The sequence below is a fragment of the Mucilaginibacter gossypii genome, assembly GCF_017569325.2.
Classification (GTDB): Bacteria; Bacteroidota; Bacteroidia; order Sphingobacteriales; family Sphingobacteriaceae; genus Mucilaginibacter; species Mucilaginibacter gossypii.
Map to the genome: position 1 here is coordinate 1,361,232 of NZ_CP071878.2, position 19,771 is coordinate 1,381,002.

Consider the following 19,771-nt stretch of genomic DNA (forward strand, 5'->3'; position numbering starts at 1 on the left):
AAAAGGCTGCATCGCTTGGACAATGGTGGAAGTTTAGCTGTAGCTTAACTTAGATATATCACTATGGAAGTATTCTGCTTCTGTAGCGGAGCTTGTAAGCTAATTTATGAAATCGTAGCATAGGGTATCGTAGTTAAGCTGAAAGCTTAACTTATTTTGGGTCGAAGTTAAGCTATTGCTAAACTTCGACCAGACCACAAAAAGCGATTTTAAAAATACCACGCTCCAAATCCTTCGCTTTCTTCATTAAACAGTAAAACCTGCCTTTTATATCTGTAACTTTCCTTAATTAAATCTACTTTGCGAAACACTTACCTTAAATTAGGGATAGTGTAAATTGTCATCTATACTATGAATGCAGAACAATCAAGGTTAAAGGATACAGGCTGGAAAAAATGGGGGCCTTATGTAAGTGATAGGCAGTGGGGTACCGTGAGGGAGGATTACAGTGCAAATGGTGATGCCTGGAACTACATAACCCATGATATGGCCCGCAGCAAAGCTTATCGCTGGGGCGAGGAAGGTATAGCCGGTATCTGCGACAGGCAGCAATATCTGTGTTTTGCAATAGCATTGTGGAATAAGAAAGACCCTATAATTAAAGAACGATATTTTGGTTTAAGCAACCCCGAAGGTAATCATGGCGAGGATGTGAAAGAGATGTACTACTATCTGGATAGTACACCTACACACTCGTACATGAAAACGTTGTATAAATATCCGCAAAACGAGTTTCCGTACAAATGGTTAGTTGATGAGAACAAACACCGCGGCCGCCAGGATCCGGAATTTGAACTGATGGACACGGAGATATTTGATCGCAACGAATATTTTGATGTTTTTACCGAATATGCCAAAAGCGCGCAGGAAGATATCCTCATTAAAATAACTATTCATAACCGGAGTGAAGAGGATGCCCCGCTTAATGTAATGCCTACTTTATGGTTCCGCAATACCTGGGCTTGGGGATATGATTCGCGCAAACCAGATCTTTGTGCTTCTTCGGATAAAGTGATCAGCATTTTTCATAAAGACCTTGGGCAGATGTGGCTGCACATCGAAGGGCAAGCTCAACTCCTGTTCTGTGATAATGAAACTAACTCGCGCAGGCTTTATAATTATGACGATGGTCGAAAGTATTATAAGGATGGTATAAACGATTACATTATTCATGCTGCCGATACGGTAAATCCTAAAAACATGGGTACCAAAGCAGTTATAAACTACGATTTAAATATCCCGGCGCGGCGAAGCGTAACCATACGCTTGCGACTGTCTGAAGATGCAAATTATAGTTTTGAGGATTTTGACGAAGTTTTTGCTGTTCGCCAAACAGAGGCCGACCAGTTTTATAACGATATTCATGGCGCTACCATGAACCCCGATCGCCGCCTTATTCAGCGGCAGGCTTTTGCCGGCATGTTATGGAACAAGCAGTTTTACTATTCAGATATCCGCCATTGGCTTAGCGGTGATAAGGGGATGCCCCGCCCGCCTGCGCAAAGGCAAAAAGCCCGAAACAGTAAATGGACGCATCTTAATACCCGCGATATTGTTTCAATGCCAGATAAGTGGGAATATCCCTGGTTTGCCGCCTGGGACCTTGCTTTTCACTGCCTGCCGCTGGCAACCGTTGATATGGCCTTTGCTAAAAATCAGTTGATTTTGCTTACCCGCGATTGGTATATGCACCCTAACGGCCAGTTGCCTGCCTATGAATGGGATTTTGGCGATGTAAACCCGCCTGTACATGCCATGGCCGTATGGAACGTTTATAAAACTGATAAAGAAAACAATAACGGTAAGGGAGATACCTATTTCCTGGAGCGGGTTTTTCACAAACTCATGCTCAATTTTACCTGGTGGGTTAATCGTAAGGACCAATCGGGGAATAATATTTTTGAGGGTGGTTTCCTGGGCATGGATAATATTGGCGTTTTTGACCGTAACATGCATTTACCCTCCGGGCAGCATTTGGAACAGGCCGATGGTACCAGTTGGATGGCCATGTATTCGCTTAATTTGCTGCGTATTGCCACCGAGCTTACCGAAACCGACAAAGCTTACGCTGATATTGCTTCAAAGTTTTTTGAGCATTTTATTTATATTATAGGGGCCATGTCAAACCTGGGCGAAAACAATGAAGGCCTTTGGGATGATGACGACGGCTTTTTTTATGACCAGATCCGTTTTCCTGATGATGGTTCTGTAAAAATGCGGGTACGAAGTATAGTAGGATTGATTCCCCTGTTTGCTACTGAAGTGCTGGACGAGAAAGATATTATGGAGAGCCCGGTATTTAAAGATCGTATGAAATGGTTTGCCGAAAACCGGCCCGATCTTGCCTCGCTGGTTTCGCGCTGGAACGAGAAGGGAAGCAACGGTAAACACCTGATTAGTTTGCTGCGCGGCTATAGGATGAAATCATTGCTCAAATACATGTTGGATGAAAACGAGTTTTTGAGCGATTATGGGATCCGTTCACTTTCAAAGTATCATCTTAAACATCCTTATTACGTTTCGGTAAATGGAGTTGAATTTGGCATATCCTATGTGCCGGGCGAGAGTGACAGCGGTTTATTTGGTGGCAACAGTAACTGGCGCGGCCCTATCTGGATGCCTATCAATTACCTGATCATTGATAGTTTGCACCGGTTCCATATGTTTTATGGAAATGAGTTTAAAATAGAATGCCCGACCGGATCTGGCAACTTTATGAACCTGAAAGAGGTAGCCAACGAACTATATGCCCGGGTTTCCAAACTGTTTATGAAAAACGAAAATGGTGAACGACCAGTTTACGGCAAAAATCCAAAACTGCAAACCGATCCGCATTTTAAAGATCACATTTTGTTTTATGAATTTTTTGATGGCGATACAGGTCTTGGTTTAGGTGCCGCACATCAAACCGGCTGGACGGGCTTGATAGCCAATTGTTTGTACCTGGAGTAGCGTTTATGTATATGATAAACCCGGCGCAGCGCTATAAATCAACATTGTGCCGTGGTGGGATTGCTGCAGATAAATATTAAAGCTTCCGTCTGTCAATCAACTTTCAGCATGATACTTTTAGCTTGATATGAATTATTGTGTAAAAAAGACACAATAAAATTTCCTGGCTTATTATTAATTAATTAGCTTTACTGTACCAGTTAATTATTAACCATTATCAAGCATGATTTACAGCAGAAGAAATTTTATTAAAGGCACCGGTGCATTGGTGCTTGGCGGCATGGCTTTATCGGGTAAAGCAGCAAGTTTTTTGAGTAACATGGAGCATCATCCTGTAGGACTGCAGTTGTTTACTTTTTTCGGCGTTATTGACGAAGATGTAAAGGGCACGCTGAGCAAAATTGCGGCTATAGGATACAAGGAATTGGAATCGGCTTTTAGTAAAAAAGGCGGCTATTATGGTATGAAGCCTAAAGAATTTAAAGCTATGGTGAATGACCTGGGTATGAGCTGGACCTCGCACCATGTTCTTGGCGCTCCGTTTAAACTGCCACCGGGAGCAAAAATGCCTGCAGGTGCAGATGGTAAGCCGATGGTATTGCCTCCTGTATTGAACCTGCGCGATAATATGCAGCAGGTGATTGACGAGGTTGCTGAAGGCGGCGTTCAATACCTGGTTTGTGCCAATTCGCCTACGGCTACGCTTGATGAAATAAAATCGACCATTGAGGTGCTGAACAAAACGGGAGAAGCTGCTAAAAAAGCCGGCATCCAGTTTGCATATCATAACCACGATATGGAGTTCCACGCGGTTGATGGTAAAGTGCCTTATGATTTATTATTAAGCGAAACAGATGCAGGTAATGTAAAAATGGAGCTTGATTTGGCCTGGGCTGTTAAGGCAGGTAAAAATCCGGTAGAAATGTTTAAGGAACATCCCGGTCGTTTCCCGCTTTGGCATGTGAAAGATTTGGATGCAGGCAGGCAGAATATACAACCTGTAGGAGGCGGCACTATTGATTTTAAACCAATTTTTGCAGCGGCTAAATCAGCAGGTATGCAACACTTTTTTGTAGAGCATGATATGCCTAAAGATGCCTTTGCAAGTATTACAGCCAGTATGGGATATTTGAAGGATAAGCTGATGGTGTAAATAGGGGAGTGATATCCTAATCGTTAACTATTAATTGTTTTATAATAGAATTGCAGCCGATAAATTAAGTTTTATCGGCTGTTTTGTTTGCTAACGATTGTTGTTTGCCTCTTATTTTAGTTTATGAGCTTTTTTTGTAAAAGAAGACGCCGGAACTTGTTGTATTTTTCGGAAAAGTATGGCTTAACAATTCCATAATGTACCGTAATTTTGATTTAACCTGCCTGTTGAGTAATTTAAGGCGATAAAATATTATTTATAACGGCGGCGCATGGCAGAAACATCTACAGAACATTTAAAAAGGGTTTTGAAACCTATCCATTTATGGGCCATAGCCGTAGGTCTGGTTATTTCGGGCGAATATTTCGGGTGGAATTTGGGATGGGCTGTATCCGGCACTATAGGTTTGCTCATAGCCACCCTGGTTATCACCTTGATGTATATTACATTTATTTTTAGCTATACCGAACTCACCGCCTCCATACCTCATGCGGGAGGCGCTTTTGCTTATGCGTATCGGGCTATGGGACCGTTTGGCGGGTTAATTGCCGGTTACGCTACCCTTGTTGATTTCCTGGTGGCTACGCCTGCTGTAGCAGTTTCTTTAGGAAGCTACCTGCATTTTTTATACCCGGCTATCCCAATAGCAGAGGCCGCTATGGGCTTTAATGTTCTTTTTATCCTTTTAAATATGCTTGGGGTAAAGGAATCGGCTACGTTTTCGGTGTTCATTACTGTACTTGCCGTAATTGAGCTGCTGCTTTACCTTGGTATTGTATCGCCACATTTTAAAATGGTAAACTACCTCACCAATCCTATGCCCTTTGGCTGGGCTGGTGTGTTTGCAGCCCTGCCTTTTGCGGTTTGGTTTTACCTGGCCATTGAAGGTGTTGCGATGGTGGCCGAAGAAGTGGAGAACCCCAAAAGGAATATTCCCCGCGGCTATATATCGGCTATTATAACGCTGGTAGTGTTAGCGCTGGGTGTAATGATCATAACCGGCGGATTGACCGACTGGCGCAAGCTAAGCCATTTAGATTACCCCTTGCCCGAGGCTATCGGGATAGTATTGGGTAAGGGTAACGGCTTAACCAAAATATTTGCCAGTATAGGTTTGTTTGGGCTGATAGCATCGCTGCATGGTATTATTCTTGCCTCTTCGCGGCAGGTGTTTGCTATGGCCCGCAGTGGTTATTTGCCCCGGATGCTATCCGATATTAACCACAGGTTTAAAACGCCTCACTGGGCGCTTGTTGTAAGTGGTGTAGTAAGCTCCATCTTCATTTATAAGTTTAAGACGGATCAGATCATCATGCTCTCGGTACTTGGTGCAGTGGTTATGTATATCATGAGTATGCTGAGCCTGTTTATACTGCGAAAAAAGGAGCCCCGTTTAAGCCGACCCTTCCTGGCCCCGGTGTACCCGGTTTTCCCGGCAATAGCTTTGGTTATTTGTGTGATATGTTTAATAGCAACAATCTATTTTAACCCAGATATGAGCCTCATTTTTGCAGGTGGATTAGTAATTGTTTTACTGATTTTTATAGTGATGGGCAAGCATAAAGTGGCTTTAACAGAAGATATGATGAGCGCACCAATGGATGAGGAGGTCATTAATCATTGAGTCATCAAATCATTTGCTTGTTCGCTTTTTGATTAATGAACCGATGACATAATGATTGAAAAAAAATGATCCAATGACCAGTGAAATAATGATATAAAGAAATGTACCGCCACAACATACATCACCGGGTTTATAAGTTTCCCGACCTGAAAACATTGCTGGGCAAGGCGTCACCCTACCGCTCGGGCGATGAACTGGCCGGGCTTTGCGCCGGCGGGTATGAGGAACGAGTGGCTGCACAAATTACCCTGGCCGATGTGCCGCTTAAAAACTTTTTAAATGAAGCGGTAATCCCTTATGAGGACGATGAAATTACCCGCCTGATCATTGACGATCATGATAAGGCTGCCTTTAGTCACATTGGCCATTTAACCGTTGGCGAATTACGTGACTGGTTATTAAGTGACGAAACCGACTGTGCTATTTTAACAACTATAGCTCCCGGCTTGACACCCGAAATGGTTGCTGCAGTATCCAAACTGATGCGCAACCAAGACCTGATTGCTATGGCCAATAAATGCCAGGTGGTTACCCGCTTTCGTAATACCATAGGCTTAAAGGGACATTTCAGTACGCGTTTACAGCCCAATCACCCAACTGATGATCCGCGGGGAGTAGCGGCCAGCATCATCGACGGCTTATTATTTGGTAGCGGCGATGCTGTTATAGGCATTAACCCGGCGACTGACAGTCCGGCGGCGGTGAGCAGTTTATTGACGTTGATGAATGAGTTACGGCACCGTTTCGATATCCCTACACAAACCTGCGTACTAAGCCACATAACTACCACATTACAATTGGTTAACGAGGGCGCTCCTGTCGACCTATGTTTTCAATCTATTGCAGGCACGGAAAAAGCTAATGCCAGTTTCGGGGTTAATTTAAGCTTGATTGAGGAAGCTTACCAGGCCACACTATCGTTAAAGCGGGGTACTGTTGGTAATAATGTAATGTATTTTGAAACCGGACAGGGTAGCGCCCTATCGGCCAATGCCAATTTCGGGGTAGATCAGCAAACCTGCGAAGTGAGGGCCTATGCCGTCGCCCGTAAGTTTAATCCTTTGCTGGTGAATACTGTAGTTGGTTTTATTGGCCCCGAATATTTGTATGATGGCAAACAGATTATTCGTGCCGCGCTTGAAGATCATTTTTGCGGAAAACTGCTTGGCTTACCTATGGGGGTTGACGTTTGCTATACCAATCATGCGGAAGCCGATCAGGACGATATGGATAACCTGCTTACGTTGCTTGGCGTAGCGGGTTGCAACTTCGTGATGGGTATTCCGGGCTCGGATGATATTATGCTTAATTACCAGTCAACATCGTTTCATGATGCCCTTTACCTGCGCAAAGTATTAGGTTTGAAACCAGCCCCCGAGTTTGAGGGGTGGTTGATAAAGCAGGGGATTGTTGATGATAAAGGCTATATGCTGCCTGTTAGGGAGCATGGGTTGTTGAAAGGTTTTTGATTGAAGGCAAAAGGGTAAAGGCGAAAGGTAAAAGGTTTTTTGAACTGACGAAAAATAAAAAATACGGTATCATCCTCCGCCGTCGCTCGGCTCCGGCCGAGTGTCAGCTATCTTACGGCCTCTGGCCGACGTGAAACCTTATGATACGCAGGCCGGAGGCCTTTTAATAGTTGTCACTCGGCTGGAGCCGAGCGACTAAGGCGATATATAAAAATGAAACGAAACATCCCACATGAAATTGAACCTTTGAAAGCCTTGCAAGAGTTTACTTCTGCAAGGATAGCTATTGGCCGGGTGGGAACGAGTATCCCCTTAAAACAGTCGCTTGAGTTTAAACTGGCACATGCGCATGCACGTGATGCTGTATACTCTGAATTAAATTCAGGCAAACTAACTAATTCCCTTAAACACTTTGAACAGCCTATCCTGCACCTGCATAGCCAGGTAACAGACCGGCGGCAATACCTGCAACGGCCCGATCTTGGGCGTAAACTTAATGAGGCCTCATTGAATGAGTTAAACGGCTACAGTATTGAAAGTGATGTGGCTATTATGATAGTTGATGGTCTCTCTGCAACGGCGGTAAATGAAAATACAATTGGTTTGCTCGATGCGCTAATTCCTTTGTTGGTTGCCGATAGTTTAAAGCTTGCGCCAATAAGTCTGGTTGAACAAGGCAGGGTAGCTATTGGCGATGATATTGGGTATGGCCTGAAGGCTAAACTGTCTTTGATCTTGATTGGTGAGCGCCCTGGTCTAAGTGCCGCGGATAGTCTTGGTGCATATCTTACCTATAATCCCAAACCCGGTTTGACAGACGAATCACGAAACTGTGTTTCTAATATCCGCCCCAAAGGTTTAACCTATAAAAAGGCAGCAAAAAAGATCTTCTATTTAATTAATGAGGCGTTTAAACGGAAACTGTCGGGAGTGGAGCTGAAGGATAATGCGGGATTGATAGCTGAAGGTTAATGAGCTAAACGCTGAAAGCAAAAAGCCCAAAGCATTATGCTCCGGGCCAATTTTTTAAGCTTTAAGCTTTTCCTACTTATTTCCTCCTCGCTTCAATGTAACCATTAAATGATATTGGGTCGCGGTTACTGCTGATCACTTGCAGGGAGCCGTATCCATCCTGCGAAATACTTAGGTTAAATGTTTGCACATCGCGCCAGTCGGCTATGTTTTTTTCTTTGGGTTTAATGGTGATGTTCCAGCCTTTGCCTTTTGGGGTCGACGAGTACGTAAACTTTGTCGTGTTAACTTTAATACCGCCATCTGTTGTTCCCGGAGGAGGCGCTACATAAGCCCGGCCAAAATAAGGTAAAAATGATACAATGGTATCTTTACTTATCGTCATGTCATAATCAGAGGTAAGCGGCCTGGTACCGCCCCGCATCGGTAAAGCATAATTTGCCTTAAATACAAAGTTTTGGTCCTCTACCATCTTTTTGATTTCAGCCTGCTTCGCTGCCTTTTTCTCAGCTTTGGTTTGAGCAAAGCTTACGTTAACCCCAATAAATATGAAAGCAGCCAAAAGGGCTATTTTGTTTAAGGTTTTCATGATATAAATGTTTAAGTGGTTAGACAGTAAAGAGTTATTTAGGTTTAAGTACATTCAAATTTAAGCAATCTTTAAACAAAAAAACCACCCGTTTCGGGTGGCTTTTGAAAGAAAAATATAAAAAAGGGTGGCTTGTGCAATTCCTCAAGAAGCGACTTGAAAAATTATATTAAGCTCACGCTGCGTTTAACAAACTCGGTTAAATCGGCACCTGTCAATAAACCTTGTGATAACAATGCTAAGTCAAAAGCTTGTTTTGAAAGCTGGGCCTGTACAGTTTCGTCTTCTTCCTGCAAAATACGGCTTACCAGTTTGTGATTACCGTTTACAATCACCTTGTAATTATCAGGCATGTTGCCATAAAAGCTCATACCACCACCCATAGCTGCCATATCTTTCATGCGGCGCATAAACTCATCCATAGTTACGGTAACCGGTAACTCGTCGGGGTTAAGGCTTTCTATCTGAACGTTGTAAGCTGGCCTGTTGATGGCTTTGTCGAAAATGCTTTTTACCTGGGTGCTCTGTTCTTCGGTAAGTACAGTTTCAAGCGCGTCATCCTTTTTAATCAGTTTATCAGCAACATCAGCGTCAACACGTTTTAATGATGTTTTCTCTAATTTTTGCTCCAACTGGCTAATAAAGTGGTTGTCGATAGGAGAGTTCATCACCAATACATCATAGCCTTTTTTATTGGCCGATTGGATAAATGAATCCTGTTTTGCCGGATCATTGGTGTAGATGTAAACCAACTGACCGTCTTTATCTGTTTGGTTTGCTTCAACTTTGTCTTTATACTCAGGCAGGGTGAAGTTTTGTTTTTCGGTGTTGGTAACCAAAACAAAGTCTTTTGCTTTGTCATAAAACTTGTCTTCGCTCACCATACCGTATTTTACAAAGAGGCCAATATCTGTCCATTTTTCTTCGTAAGCTTTGCGGTCGGCTTTGAAAAGGTCTGCCAATTTATCAGCTACTTTTTTGGTGATATAGCTGTTGATCTTTTTAACGTTGCTATCGGCCTGTAAAAAGCTGCGTGATACGTTAAGCGGGATATCAGGTGAATCGATAACGCCATGTAACAGCATCAAAAATTCAGGAACAATGTCTTTTACCTCGTCGGTAATAAATACCTGGCGACTAAATAATTTGATCTTGTTTTTCTGGAATTCAAAATCGTTTTTCAGTTTAGGGAAGTATAGTACACCTGTTAGATTGAAAGGATAATCAACATTAAGGTGGATCCAGAATAATGGGTCTTCGCTGAATGGATAAAGCTGTTTGTAAAAGTCAAGATAATCTTCATCTTTTAATTCAGATGGTGCTTTTGTCCAGATAGGGTTGGTAGTGTTGATGATATTATCAACCTCCACTGAAGTATATTTTGGTTTACCTTCTTCATCAACGCCATCTTCAACAGATTCTGTTTTGGTGCCGAATTTGATAGGCACCGGCAAAAATTTACAATATTTATCAAGGATCTCCTGTAGTTTGTATTGGCTTAAAAACTCAGCCGATTCATCGTTGATGTACAGTGTAATTTCAGTACCGCGCTCTTCTAAAATACCTTCGCCAATTTCAAATTCGGTGCTACCGTCGCATACCCAGAAAGCAGGCTCAGCACCTTCCTGGTACGACAGGGTTTGGATCTCTACCTTATCGGCCACCATGAAAGCCGAATAAAAACCTAAACCAAAGCGGCCGATGATCTCGTTGGCATCCTTAGCCTCCTTGAATTTCTCCATGAATTCGGTGGCGCCTGAGAAAGCGATCTGGTTGATGTATTTTTTGATCTCTTCAGCGGTCATACCGATACCATTATCGCTAATGGTGATGGTCTTTTTGTCTGCATCAAAAGCAACCTCAACACGGAGGTCACCAAGTTCGCCGGTGTACTGGCCTAATGAAGCCAAACGTTTAATTTTTTGGGTAGCATCTACCGCGTTTGATACCAGCTCGCGCAAAAATATCTCATTATCAGAGTATAAGAACTTCTTAATGATCGGGAAAATGTTCTCGGTGTGGATCGAAATGCTGCCTTTTTCTTGCATAACTATATTTTAATATGGTTGAATTAATGTTTGTTCCGATTGCATCATCAATGTATGTTCCAATTGTTATTGTATTGTCAAAATGGCAGGTGAGGGAGGATTAGTCAGATTGGTTGTGGAGGTAAGGCCTATCCACCCGTCATTGCGAGGAACCATCAGGTCAGAACCCCAAAAAAAATATAATAACGTATAAACTATGTTTTAAGGATATTGTGCGGGGGCGCGTTAAGGATAGCAGCGAAAAGCCCACAGCGCGGGTTGGGTTTGCGGGCAGGAAAGGCGAGGACTTGTAGCGGATAGCCTGGCCGCAGGCAACGCCCATATCACAAAACAGGCCCAAAAAACCAACTTGATAATCAATTATTTACAATGACGTCATCATAAAGCACGAAGACAACCGACCGTAGGGAGCTCATTAATACCTATAAAAATCAAATTACAATTATTAATAATCCCCAATAAGCAAGTCCGCTCTGTATAGCTCGCGATTGCTTCGTTCCTTATAATGACGTGTCTGTAAGAGATTCATAATCAAGCTGCTTTTTGGAGTGTAAGACCAAGTTTTTGCGCTTCTTTTTGCAGACGGCTGATCTTTCTTGCCTTTTGAACCTCTACATCTTGCTGGACTTTAGTGACATCGTAGGCTTCCTGTTTAAGTACCATATTATAAAATATCACGGCTATTTTCCTGGCCACTGCTTTAATAGCTTTTGCCTTTCCCTTAGTTGCAGCTAATTTTCGGTATTGCTGCCCTAACGGCCCCTTGCTTTGCCACAGGCAGTTTGCCGCCAACCTGAAAGCCTGCGTAGCCGGGTTGTGGGTGATCCGTTTTTCATAGCCTACGAGCTTGCCTCCTGTTATTTTAGGACGGGGTGACAGGTTTAACCAACTTGTAAAATGGCCTGCGGTAGGCCATTTGCTCATCTCAGGCCCTGTTACTGCCAGTATCGTTAGCAAGCCGATCTCATCCAAGCCTTCCACTGCTGTCAGGTCCACGCCCAAAATTGCTACCAGGTAATCTTTTAAGTTGATATGATATTGATTCTTGCGGACCATGCCTTGTTTCTTTGAGCTTTTTATCTCCGGTGCCAATAGTTTAAGCGTTTGTTCGATGTGCTGTTCGTAATAAAGCATCTGCTCTTTAAAAAAGTCGTATGCCTTTAGGCTGCCCCTAAGTGTATTGATCTGGCTGTCCCGGTAGTCTCCCTCAAGAGAATGGAGCAATTCCTGCTGACTTGCTTTCAGCCGTTTATGATCGATACTACAAAGCAGTTTTTCCGGATCTGAGATCCCTGAGCAGATCATCCGCAAAAGCTTCATGCCGCATACACCTTCAATATCGCTGATCAGGTGCTGGAACTTGATATTCATTTTGGTCAGGGTGTTTTGGATACGGTTGAGTGTATCGCTTTTTTGGTCCTGGCAGATCTGCCTTTCATGGATATATTGCCGCAGGTCCTGGTAACAGGCCGGAGCAATATGTGATTCGCGTAAAAGACCATGGGTAAGCAGCTTATGCAACCACTGTGCATCATTAATATCCGTTTTTCGTGCCGATACATTCCGATAATGGCTTGGGTTGATCATCACCACCTTTATGCCCCGGGACTCAAGGATACTATGCAGGGGCATCCAATAGTTGGCGGTTGATTCCATCGTTACGATCTCCACCTTTTCCCCCTGTAGCAAGTCGGCCAGTTTATTAAGACTGGAGGTAAAACTGTCAAACTGTTTCAGGTGGATCTGATCCCTGGAATCAGTGTAAGATACGACCATGAGCATACTCCCTACATCGATCCCGGCTGATCTGGGGTAAAGAATCCCAAATCGTTCCATCTTTTTTGAACCTGCAGGAGTTCCTGCCCCCTTCTTCTTTTTGTTTTGTTTAGCTTTGCCCATATTTTTAAAAAACAGGGCAAACTCTGCCGCTTTAAAAAGTCTAAGCTTAAAAGCGCGGTAAACCACCAGTTGGTCAGAACTGGTGGTTCCCTATAATGTTTTTTGCAAAAAGCGACAGTCCCAAACTCGCAAGCGGGCTCTTAAAGGCCCCAAGGGTTATACGGGGTGTGTAGTTTGCCCGATGTTCAAGACAAATATCTTACTTCTCATCGCAATGCATGTCATTTCATTTTTTTTCAGGGCTTCCCTGATGGTTACTCGCAATGACGATTTTCCAGAGGTGATAGAAAAAAATAAGGGATAAACTTAAGCTTATCCCTTACTATATCAAGGTTGATTAAGATATCTTAATTGGCCATCATTTTAATAAACGAGGCTAATTTTTCTTTCATTTCTCTCCTGTCGACAATGAAATCAAGGAAACCGTGCTCCTGCACAAACTCGGCAGTTTGGAAACCTTTAGGAAGATCTTTTTTAATGGTTTCTTTAATTACTCTTGGCCCTGCAAAGCCGATTAATGCACCTGGCTCAGCAATATTAATATCGCCTAACATGGCGTATGACGCTGTTACGCCACCGGTGGTTGGATCGGTAAGTAAAGATATATAAGGAATTTTTGCCTGTGAAAGCAAGGCAAGTTTAGCCGATGTTTTAGCCATTTGCATCAGTGAAAATGCCGCTTCCATCATGCGCGCACCACCCGATTTTGAGATCATCAGGAACGGAACTTTATGTTGGATACAGTAATCAATAGAGCGGGCTATCTTTTCACCAACTACCGATCCCATTGATCCCCCAATGAAGTTAAAATCCATACAGGCAATAACAAGGTCCTGACCGTCAATTTTACCGGCACCCGCCCTTATTGCATCTTTTAAGCCTGTTTTGTGCTGAGTTTCCTTAAGTCGGTCGGTATACTTTTTGGTATCTTCAAAATGAAGCGGATCGCCGGAAGTAAGTTCAGGGAAAAGTTCTGTAAACTCGTTATTATCAAATAGTACCGAAAAATATTCCTTTGAACCTATGCGCAGGTGGAAGCCACAGTAATGGCACACATATTGATTTTCTACCTGCTCAGAATAGTGTAAAGGTTTTTTACAATTAGGGCATTTATTCCAGATGCCATCGGGGGCTTCCTTTTTTTCCTCAGTAGTCGTAATTATCCCTTTCAACTCTCGTTTAAACCATGCCATATCTGTGTCTAACTCTTTCAATTGGGTACAAAGAAACAAAAAATATTAAACATGTGGTGCCGGTATATAAAAAGTTATAGAGGGCAAATTGTTTGCTTGAAAGTTTAATTGCTTATTTAATGCTATTTTTGTAATAAAAGGATCGGATTGTTAATTAATTATATCATATTTTTAAATTAACCCTATTTTTACTACCGTTTTAATATACTTTTAAGATTGCTTATCCGAATTCAATAAATTTTATAACTTCGAGCCCCAAATAAACGCTAATGGATTTAAAAAATTATAGAGGTGTTCTGCACGGCGATCAGGTGCAGGAACTATTTGAAGCAGCAAAAAAGCACCAGTTTGCTTTACCGGCAGTAAACGTTATTGGTACTAATACTATCAATGCAGTTATGGAAACAGCTAAAGCTGTTAACTCACCGGTTATTATTCAGCTGTCAAATGGCGGTGCACAGTTTTACGCCGGCAAGTCATTGGATAATTCAAAACTTCAGGCCTGTATTTTAGGTGGTGTATCTGCTGCAAAGCATGTTCACCTGTTGGCTGAGCATTATGGCGTTGCGGTTATCCTGCATACAGACCATGCTGCCAAGAAATTGTTACCGTGGATTGATGGCCTGCTGGATCATGGCGAGAAATTTTTTGCCGAAACAGGTAAGCCTTTATTTTCATCGCACATGCTCGACCTTTCAGAAGAGCCTATTGAAGAGAATATCGAAATTTCGGCTAAATACCTTGAGCGTATGGCTAAAATGGGCATGACCCTTGAAATTGAGTTGGGTGTAACCGGCGGGGAAGAAGATGGTGTTGACAACTCTGACGTTGACAGTTCACGTTTATATACCCAGCCAGAAGAGGTTTCTTATTCATATGAGCACCTTTTAAAAGTAAGCCCCCGTTTTACTGTAGCTGCTGCTTTTGGTAACGTTCATGGTGTGTACAAACCAGGTAATGTTAAGTTACAACCGGTTATCCTGCATAACTCACAGGAGTATGTTAAACAAAAATTTGGTTTAACTGCCGAAAAACCGATTAACTTTGTATTCCATGGTGGTTCTGGTTCAAGCCAGGAAGAGATCCGTGAAGCTATTTCATATGGTGCTATCAAAATGAATATTGATACTGATATGCAGTGGGCTTTCTGGGAGGGCATTAAAGATTACTATAAATCAAAAGAAGGCTATTTGCAAAGCCAGATCGGCAGCCCGGATGGTGAGGATTCTCCAAACAAAAAATATTATGACCCGCGCGTTTGGTTACGCAAAGGCGAAGAAACCTTTGTTAAAAGGCTTTCTGCTGCTTTCGAAGATCTTAACTGTATCGACGTACACAGCAAATTATAATATTCATTATAAACTAACTAACAAAAGCGCCTGTACATTTGTTGTACAGGCGCTTTGTTGTTTACAGGCAGCAGGTGATTCGCCCCAAAAAGATAAAGGCTGCTATATGGTTGAAATTAATAAGAAGAAAAAGAATTTATTTGAACGCTTTGCCAATTGGGCCACTATAGCTACGGGTAGTTCGGGAGCATTTATCACGGCTTTTGGTATCATCATTGTTTGGGGAATAACCGGACCATTATTCCATTATTCGGATACCTGGCAGTTGGTTATCAATACCGGTACTACTGTGGTTACTTTTCTGATGGTTTTTTTGATTCAGAAATCACAAAATAAAGATTCGAAAGCTATACATTTGAAACTGAATGAGCTGCTTGCATCGCACCGGGGGGCAAGTAACCGGATGGTTGATATTGAAGATATTACCGAAAAGGAGCTCGATCAATTGCATAAATTTTATGTGGAACTGGCCGGACTTGCCGAAGAGGAAAGTGATATCACCTGTACACACTCTATTGATGCCGCGAGGGAAAACCATACCACAAAACTCAATCATTTCAAAACAAAACCGCATTACATCAATGCCCGAAAAAATCATAGTAAAAAAAGTAACGGAACAAGCTGATCTTGATATAGTACATGCCATAAGGAGGGAAGTGTTTGTTGTTGAACAAAATTGCCCGCCCGAACTGGAATATGAACATGAAGATGTATCTCATCATTTTTTAGCTACTGTTAATGGAGAACCAGCCGGTGCCTGCCGCTGGCGTAAAACCGAAAATGGCTATAAGCTTGAGCGGTTTGCCGTATTGAAAACGTTCAGAGGATTTGGTATAGGAGGAGAACTGGTGAAAGCGGTGTTAACTGATTTGCCAGCCGATGCGGATTATGTTTATCTTAATTCGCAAACCCATGCTGTGGCTTTTTATGAAAAACTGGGCTTTGAAGCGTCAGAGCTGGAGTTTGAAGAAGCCGGGATCAAACATTATAAAATGGTTAAGAAGTAAAAAAACTTTGTCATTTCGACGAAACTGGTTAAGGTATGTGCGTTGGAGGAGAGGAGAAATCTTCTACACCAAGTAAGCCGCTTTATAAAATTCGTTGAGCATAGCTAATAAGATTTCTCACTCGTTCCTTGTTTCGAAATGACACAATGTTGTATTTGAATCGAAAGAGATAAATATTATAGGCAGGGCTACTGTTATTTACTTCTTTTCCTCTTTTTAGATGCCTCTGCCAGCGGATTAAATGCAAGGCACAGGTTGATCCAGTAATTCAGTTGGGCGGTGGTTTGCAGGGTGAAATCTTCAACATAAACATAGCCTTTCATTACTCTTTCGCCGCTTACCATTTGGTTACAGTTTCCTTTCTCAAGTTCAATAGCCGTTTGTTGTTCGCCAATGCGGCACAAAATGCTATTGTCGCGTACGCAAACACATAACTTATCATCTACCATAAAACAAACTCCCTGGAACATTTTCTTTTCTTCCACTACCGGAAGGTCCATTAATGTTTCGCGAATACGATCGGCCATTCGTTCGTTATATGCCATAAGGGTTTATATTTTTTCACGCAGAGGCGCTAAGACAGCAAGCGGAAATCCGGCGTCTCAGCGCCTTCTTGAAATAAAATTACAATTAATTCTTATCAACAAATTTGTAATTAGCCTCATTATACCTGTCGCCGGTATCCGGGTATTTAGCTAAAACGGTTTCAATATCCCGTAAATCATTGGCGGTTAATTCCACATCAACCGAGCCGGCATTGTCCAGAAGGTATTTTCTCCTCTTTGTTCCTGGAATAGGGATAATGTTATCGCCTTGTGCCAGCACCCAGGCAAGGGCTAACTGGGCAGGTGTGCAGTTTTTTTGAGCCGCAAGTTGTGCAAACTCATGAGCCAGGCCCATATTATTTTCGGCGTTGGCATCCTGATAACGGGGCAGGCTTTTCCTGAAATCATTATCAGCCAGTTTGGTTACATCCAACGCATTAGTAACCAATCCACGTACCAGCGGACTAAAGGGTACAAATGAAATCCCAAGCTCTTTGCAAACCGGCAAGATCTCAGCCTCAACATCGCGGGTTAATAATGAATATTCACTTTGCAAGGCGCTGATTGGATGTACCGCATGCGCACGACGGACAGAGTTTGCCGAAGCTTCAGACAGCCCCAGGTATTTTACTTTACCTTCTTTTACCAGGTCGGCCATGGCACCAACCATGTCCTCTACGGGCACATTTGGATCGATGCGGTGAGCGTAGTAAAGATCAATCACATCTGTTTTTAAGCGTTTTAAACTTTGCTCAACGGCAGTTTTGATATAGGCGGGTGAGCCATCAAATTCTGTTAGCCTGCCATCGGCACCTGCTTTAAATCCAAATTTGGTGGCAATGAAAATCTTATCGCGATTTGGTACTAATACTTTTGATACCAGCTCCTCATTTCGGCCGTTAGCATAAACATCAGCCGTATCCCAAAAGTTAATGCCTATTTCTATTGATTTTTCAAGTGTTGCTATTGATTCATCGTCATCCGGCTGGCCGTAAGCATGGTTCATGCCCATACATCCCAGTCCAATAGCCGAAAGCTCAATTCCGGTGTTTCCTAATTTTCTGTATTTCATAATGTGGTAGTATTTTTTACTATCAAAGTACGTGAAATAACAAAAGCACATCAACCTCCATTTATAAGTATTATGTAAGGTTATACATTGCAGATTAACTTTTTCTGGTTAATTTGAAAAAAAAATCGAGTGGTTGTCCAATTCATCTAAACCTGATCGTCTTTTGGTTTTTAACCATTAAATTCAAAAAACATGAACGAGTTCTTATTGATCTTCAGAAGAGACGCAGAAGCCACTGCAGCGCAGCGGTCGCCCGAACAGATGCAAACCATGATGAATTACTGGCGCGAATGGATTGGCGGGATTGCCGCACAAAACAAACTGGTGGCCGTAGGCAATAGGTTGGATACCTCCGGCAGCGTAGTAAAACCCGACAATGTGGTAACAGACGGCCCTTATGTTGAAGTTAAGGAAGCTATAGGCGGTTACAGCATTATCAAAGCGTCGTCGCTGGAAGAAGCCGCGGAGTTATCAAAGGGCTGCCCGATCCTGTCGGTAGGGGGAAGTGTTGAGGTGCGTCCTATCATCCCAATGGAAGTATAATTGATTTGCAGCCTCCCATATACGGGAGGCTGCGTGTTTTATGCAGCAAGATCAGCTTCTACCACATTTGTTCCGCTCTGAATATCAAAAGATAATCGCGGTATTATGCCATTATTTCGGCTTTGAACGTATAGAAGCCGCCGAAGATATTGCCAGCGATACTTTTCTCACAGCTGCCGAAACATGGGGGATCAAGGGGTTGCCTGATAACCCTAAAGCATGGTTATATACTGTGGCCCGCAATAAAGCAACCGATTATGTAAGGCGTGGCTCCAGGTTTAAGCAAAAAATAGCCGAAGGGGTTGTTGCAGAGGGTAATTACGGGGCAGAGATCGATCTTTCTGACCAAAATATTAACGACAGCCAGCTGCAAATGATGTTTGCTATTTGTCACCCGGTATTGCCGGCCGAGGCACAGATTGGCCTTGCATTACGTATCCTTTGCGGTTTCGGAATTGATGAAATTGCCGAGGCTTTTTTATCGAATAAAGAAACCATTAATAAACGCCTGTTCAGGGCTAAGGAAAAGCTTCGGGAACAAAAAGTAAAGATCGTTTTTCCTGAACCGGCTGATATTGTTAACCGGCTGGGCATCGTACTGAAAACTTTATACCTGTTGTTTAATGAAGGCTATTACTCCAGCTGCCAGAGTACTACATTGCGAAAAGACTTGTGCTTAGAAGCTATGCGACTTAACTATCTCCTTATAGAAAACAAGCAAACCAACCTGCCCGAGGCGAATGCCTTATTATCATTGATGTGTTTTCATGCTTCAAGGTTTGATGCCCGGGTAGATGAGCATGGCGAAATGATCCGCTATGATGATCAGGACAGAATGCTTTGGAATGATGAATTGATGGTAAAAGGACGATACTACTTAAACCTTGCCTCTAAAGAAAACGGCGCCGGTAACTATCATATTGAAGCTGCTATAGCTTATTGGCATACCATTAAAACTGATACTACCGAAAAATGGGAAAATATATTAATGCTCTACAATAGGTTACTTATCGCTGCTTATTCGCCTGCGGCTGCGTTGAACCGGGCTTATGCTTTGGCAAAGGTAAAAGGGAAGGAGAATGCCATTATTGAGGCCGAAAAGTTAAAATTGGATACCAATCATTTGTACCATGTACTGCTTGGTTACTTGTATACAGGGGTAGATGGCGAAAAGGCAGTATCGCATTTGCAAACTGCCCTAAAGCTGGCTAAAACAGTTGCTGATAAAATTAGAATTACAAAGGATTTGAAGGCTTTGTTATGAATAAATTATAAAAAAACGTCATTATAAGGTACGAAGCAATCCCCGATAAGCAGGTTCGCCCTGTATAGTTTGGGATTGCTTCGTACCTCGCA

At 42.6% G+C, this 19,771-nt stretch carries 16 protein-coding genes; 10 read left to right on the forward strand and 6 right to left on the reverse strand.

The window, feature by feature from the left end; translation table 11 throughout:
* The first annotated feature begins 351 nt into the window (after positions 1 to 351).
* The 5 genes from J3L18_RS05915 to eutC all read left to right on the forward strand — a co-directional run bounded on the left by J3L18_RS05915 (position 352) and on the right by eutC (position 8,170).
* Positions 352 to 2,952, forward strand: coding sequence for an MGH1-like glycoside hydrolase domain-containing protein (locus J3L18_RS05915; RefSeq protein WP_129571258.1), 2,601 nt, complete (start codon positions 352 to 354; stop codon positions 2,950 to 2,952).
* 223 nt (positions 2,953 to 3,175) lie between these two features.
* Positions 3,176 to 4,105, forward strand: a complete 930-nt coding sequence (locus J3L18_RS05920; protein ID WP_091162611.1) for a sugar phosphate isomerase/epimerase family protein — start codon at positions 3,176 to 3,178, stop codon at positions 4,103 to 4,105.
* A 271-nt stretch (positions 4,106 to 4,376) separates the two neighbouring features.
* Positions 4,377 to 5,729 (forward strand): ethanolamine permease, encoded by a 1,353-nt coding sequence (gene eat, locus J3L18_RS05925; protein ID WP_091162612.1) that lies wholly within the window; start codon positions 4,377 to 4,379, stop codon positions 5,727 to 5,729.
* 101 nt (positions 5,730 to 5,830) lie between these two features.
* On the forward strand, positions 5,831 to 7,198 hold the full coding sequence (locus tag J3L18_RS05930) for an ethanolamine ammonia-lyase subunit EutB (RefSeq protein ID WP_129571257.1): 1,368 nt from the start codon (positions 5,831 to 5,833) through the stop codon (positions 7,196 to 7,198).
* Positions 7,199 to 7,411: 213 nt separating this feature from the next.
* Positions 7,412 to 8,170 (forward strand): ethanolamine ammonia-lyase subunit EutC, encoded by a 759-nt coding sequence (eutC, locus tag J3L18_RS05935; RefSeq protein ID WP_091162614.1) that lies wholly within the window; start codon positions 7,412 to 7,414, stop codon positions 8,168 to 8,170.
* Between the two features lie 76 nt (positions 8,171 to 8,246).
* Here the strand turns inward: eutC and J3L18_RS05940 are convergent, their stop codons facing one another.
* The 4 genes from J3L18_RS05940 to accD all read right to left on the reverse strand — a co-directional run bounded on the left by J3L18_RS05940 (position 8,247) and on the right by accD (position 13,899).
* The gene (locus J3L18_RS05940) at positions 8,247 to 8,759 is read right to left on the reverse strand and encodes a DUF4251 domain-containing protein (RefSeq protein ID WP_176844341.1); all 513 of its coding nucleotides are present in this window, start codon (positions 8,757 to 8,759) and stop codon (positions 8,247 to 8,249) included.
* 164 nt (positions 8,760 to 8,923) lie between these two features.
* On the reverse strand, positions 8,924 to 10,807 hold the full coding sequence (gene htpG, locus J3L18_RS05945; protein WP_129571256.1) for a molecular chaperone HtpG: 1,884 nt from the start codon (positions 10,805 to 10,807) through the stop codon (positions 8,924 to 8,926).
* Positions 10,808 to 11,338: 531 nt separating this feature from the next.
* On the reverse strand, positions 11,339 to 12,706 hold the full coding sequence (locus J3L18_RS05950) for an IS110 family RNA-guided transposase (protein WP_223266314.1): 1,368 nt from the start codon (positions 12,704 to 12,706) through the stop codon (positions 11,339 to 11,341).
* Positions 12,707 to 13,053: 347 nt separating this feature from the next.
* Complete coding sequence (accD, locus tag J3L18_RS05955) at positions 13,054 to 13,899, reverse strand: acetyl-CoA carboxylase, carboxyltransferase subunit beta (RefSeq protein ID WP_090526961.1); 846 nt, start codon at positions 13,897 to 13,899, stop codon at positions 13,054 to 13,056.
* A 269-nt stretch (positions 13,900 to 14,168) separates the two neighbouring features.
* Between accD and fbaA the strand changes: the two genes are divergently transcribed.
* The 3 genes from fbaA (at position 14,169) to J3L18_RS05970 (ending at position 16,255) form a co-directional block, all read left to right on the forward strand.
* The gene (fbaA, locus tag J3L18_RS05960) at positions 14,169 to 15,248 is read left to right on the forward strand and encodes a class II fructose-bisphosphate aldolase (protein ID WP_091162617.1); all 1,080 of its coding nucleotides are present in this window, start codon (positions 14,169 to 14,171) and stop codon (positions 15,246 to 15,248) included.
* A gap of 106 nt (positions 15,249 to 15,354) precedes the next feature.
* Positions 15,355 to 15,873, forward strand: coding sequence for a low affinity iron permease family protein (locus J3L18_RS05965; RefSeq protein WP_129567574.1), 519 nt, complete (start codon positions 15,355 to 15,357; stop codon positions 15,871 to 15,873).
* Positions 15,830 to 16,255 (forward strand): GNAT family N-acetyltransferase, encoded by a 426-nt coding sequence (locus J3L18_RS05970; RefSeq protein ID WP_129567575.1) that lies wholly within the window; start codon positions 15,830 to 15,832, stop codon positions 16,253 to 16,255. The genes J3L18_RS05965 and J3L18_RS05970 overlap by 44 nt, the downstream gene beginning before the upstream one ends.
* Positions 16,256 to 16,449: 194 nt before the next feature.
* Here J3L18_RS05970 and J3L18_RS05975 read toward each other — a convergent pair whose 3' ends face one another.
* Positions 16,450 to 16,800 carry a TfoX/Sxy family protein gene (locus tag J3L18_RS05975; RefSeq protein WP_129567576.1) on the reverse strand — a complete coding sequence of 117 codons (351 nt, stop codon included), beginning with the start codon at positions 16,798 to 16,800 and terminating at the stop codon, positions 16,450 to 16,452.
* Between the two features lie 85 nt (positions 16,801 to 16,885).
* Positions 16,886 to 17,872: an aldo/keto reductase gene (locus J3L18_RS05980; RefSeq protein ID WP_129567577.1), complete on the reverse strand. Its 987-nt coding sequence runs from the start codon at positions 17,870 to 17,872 to the stop codon at positions 16,886 to 16,888.
* A 192-nt stretch (positions 17,873 to 18,064) separates the two neighbouring features.
* Between J3L18_RS05980 and J3L18_RS05985 the strand changes: the two genes are divergently transcribed.
* Positions 18,065 to 18,415 carry a YciI family protein gene (locus tag J3L18_RS05985; RefSeq protein ID WP_091162621.1) on the forward strand — a complete coding sequence of 117 codons (351 nt, stop codon included), beginning with the start codon at positions 18,065 to 18,067 and terminating at the stop codon, positions 18,413 to 18,415.
* 40 nt (positions 18,416 to 18,455) lie between these two features.
* Positions 18,456 to 19,679 (forward strand): RNA polymerase sigma factor, encoded by a 1,224-nt coding sequence (locus J3L18_RS05990; RefSeq protein WP_129567578.1) that lies wholly within the window; start codon positions 18,456 to 18,458, stop codon positions 19,677 to 19,679.
* The last annotated feature ends 92 nt before the right edge of the window (positions 19,680 to 19,771 follow it).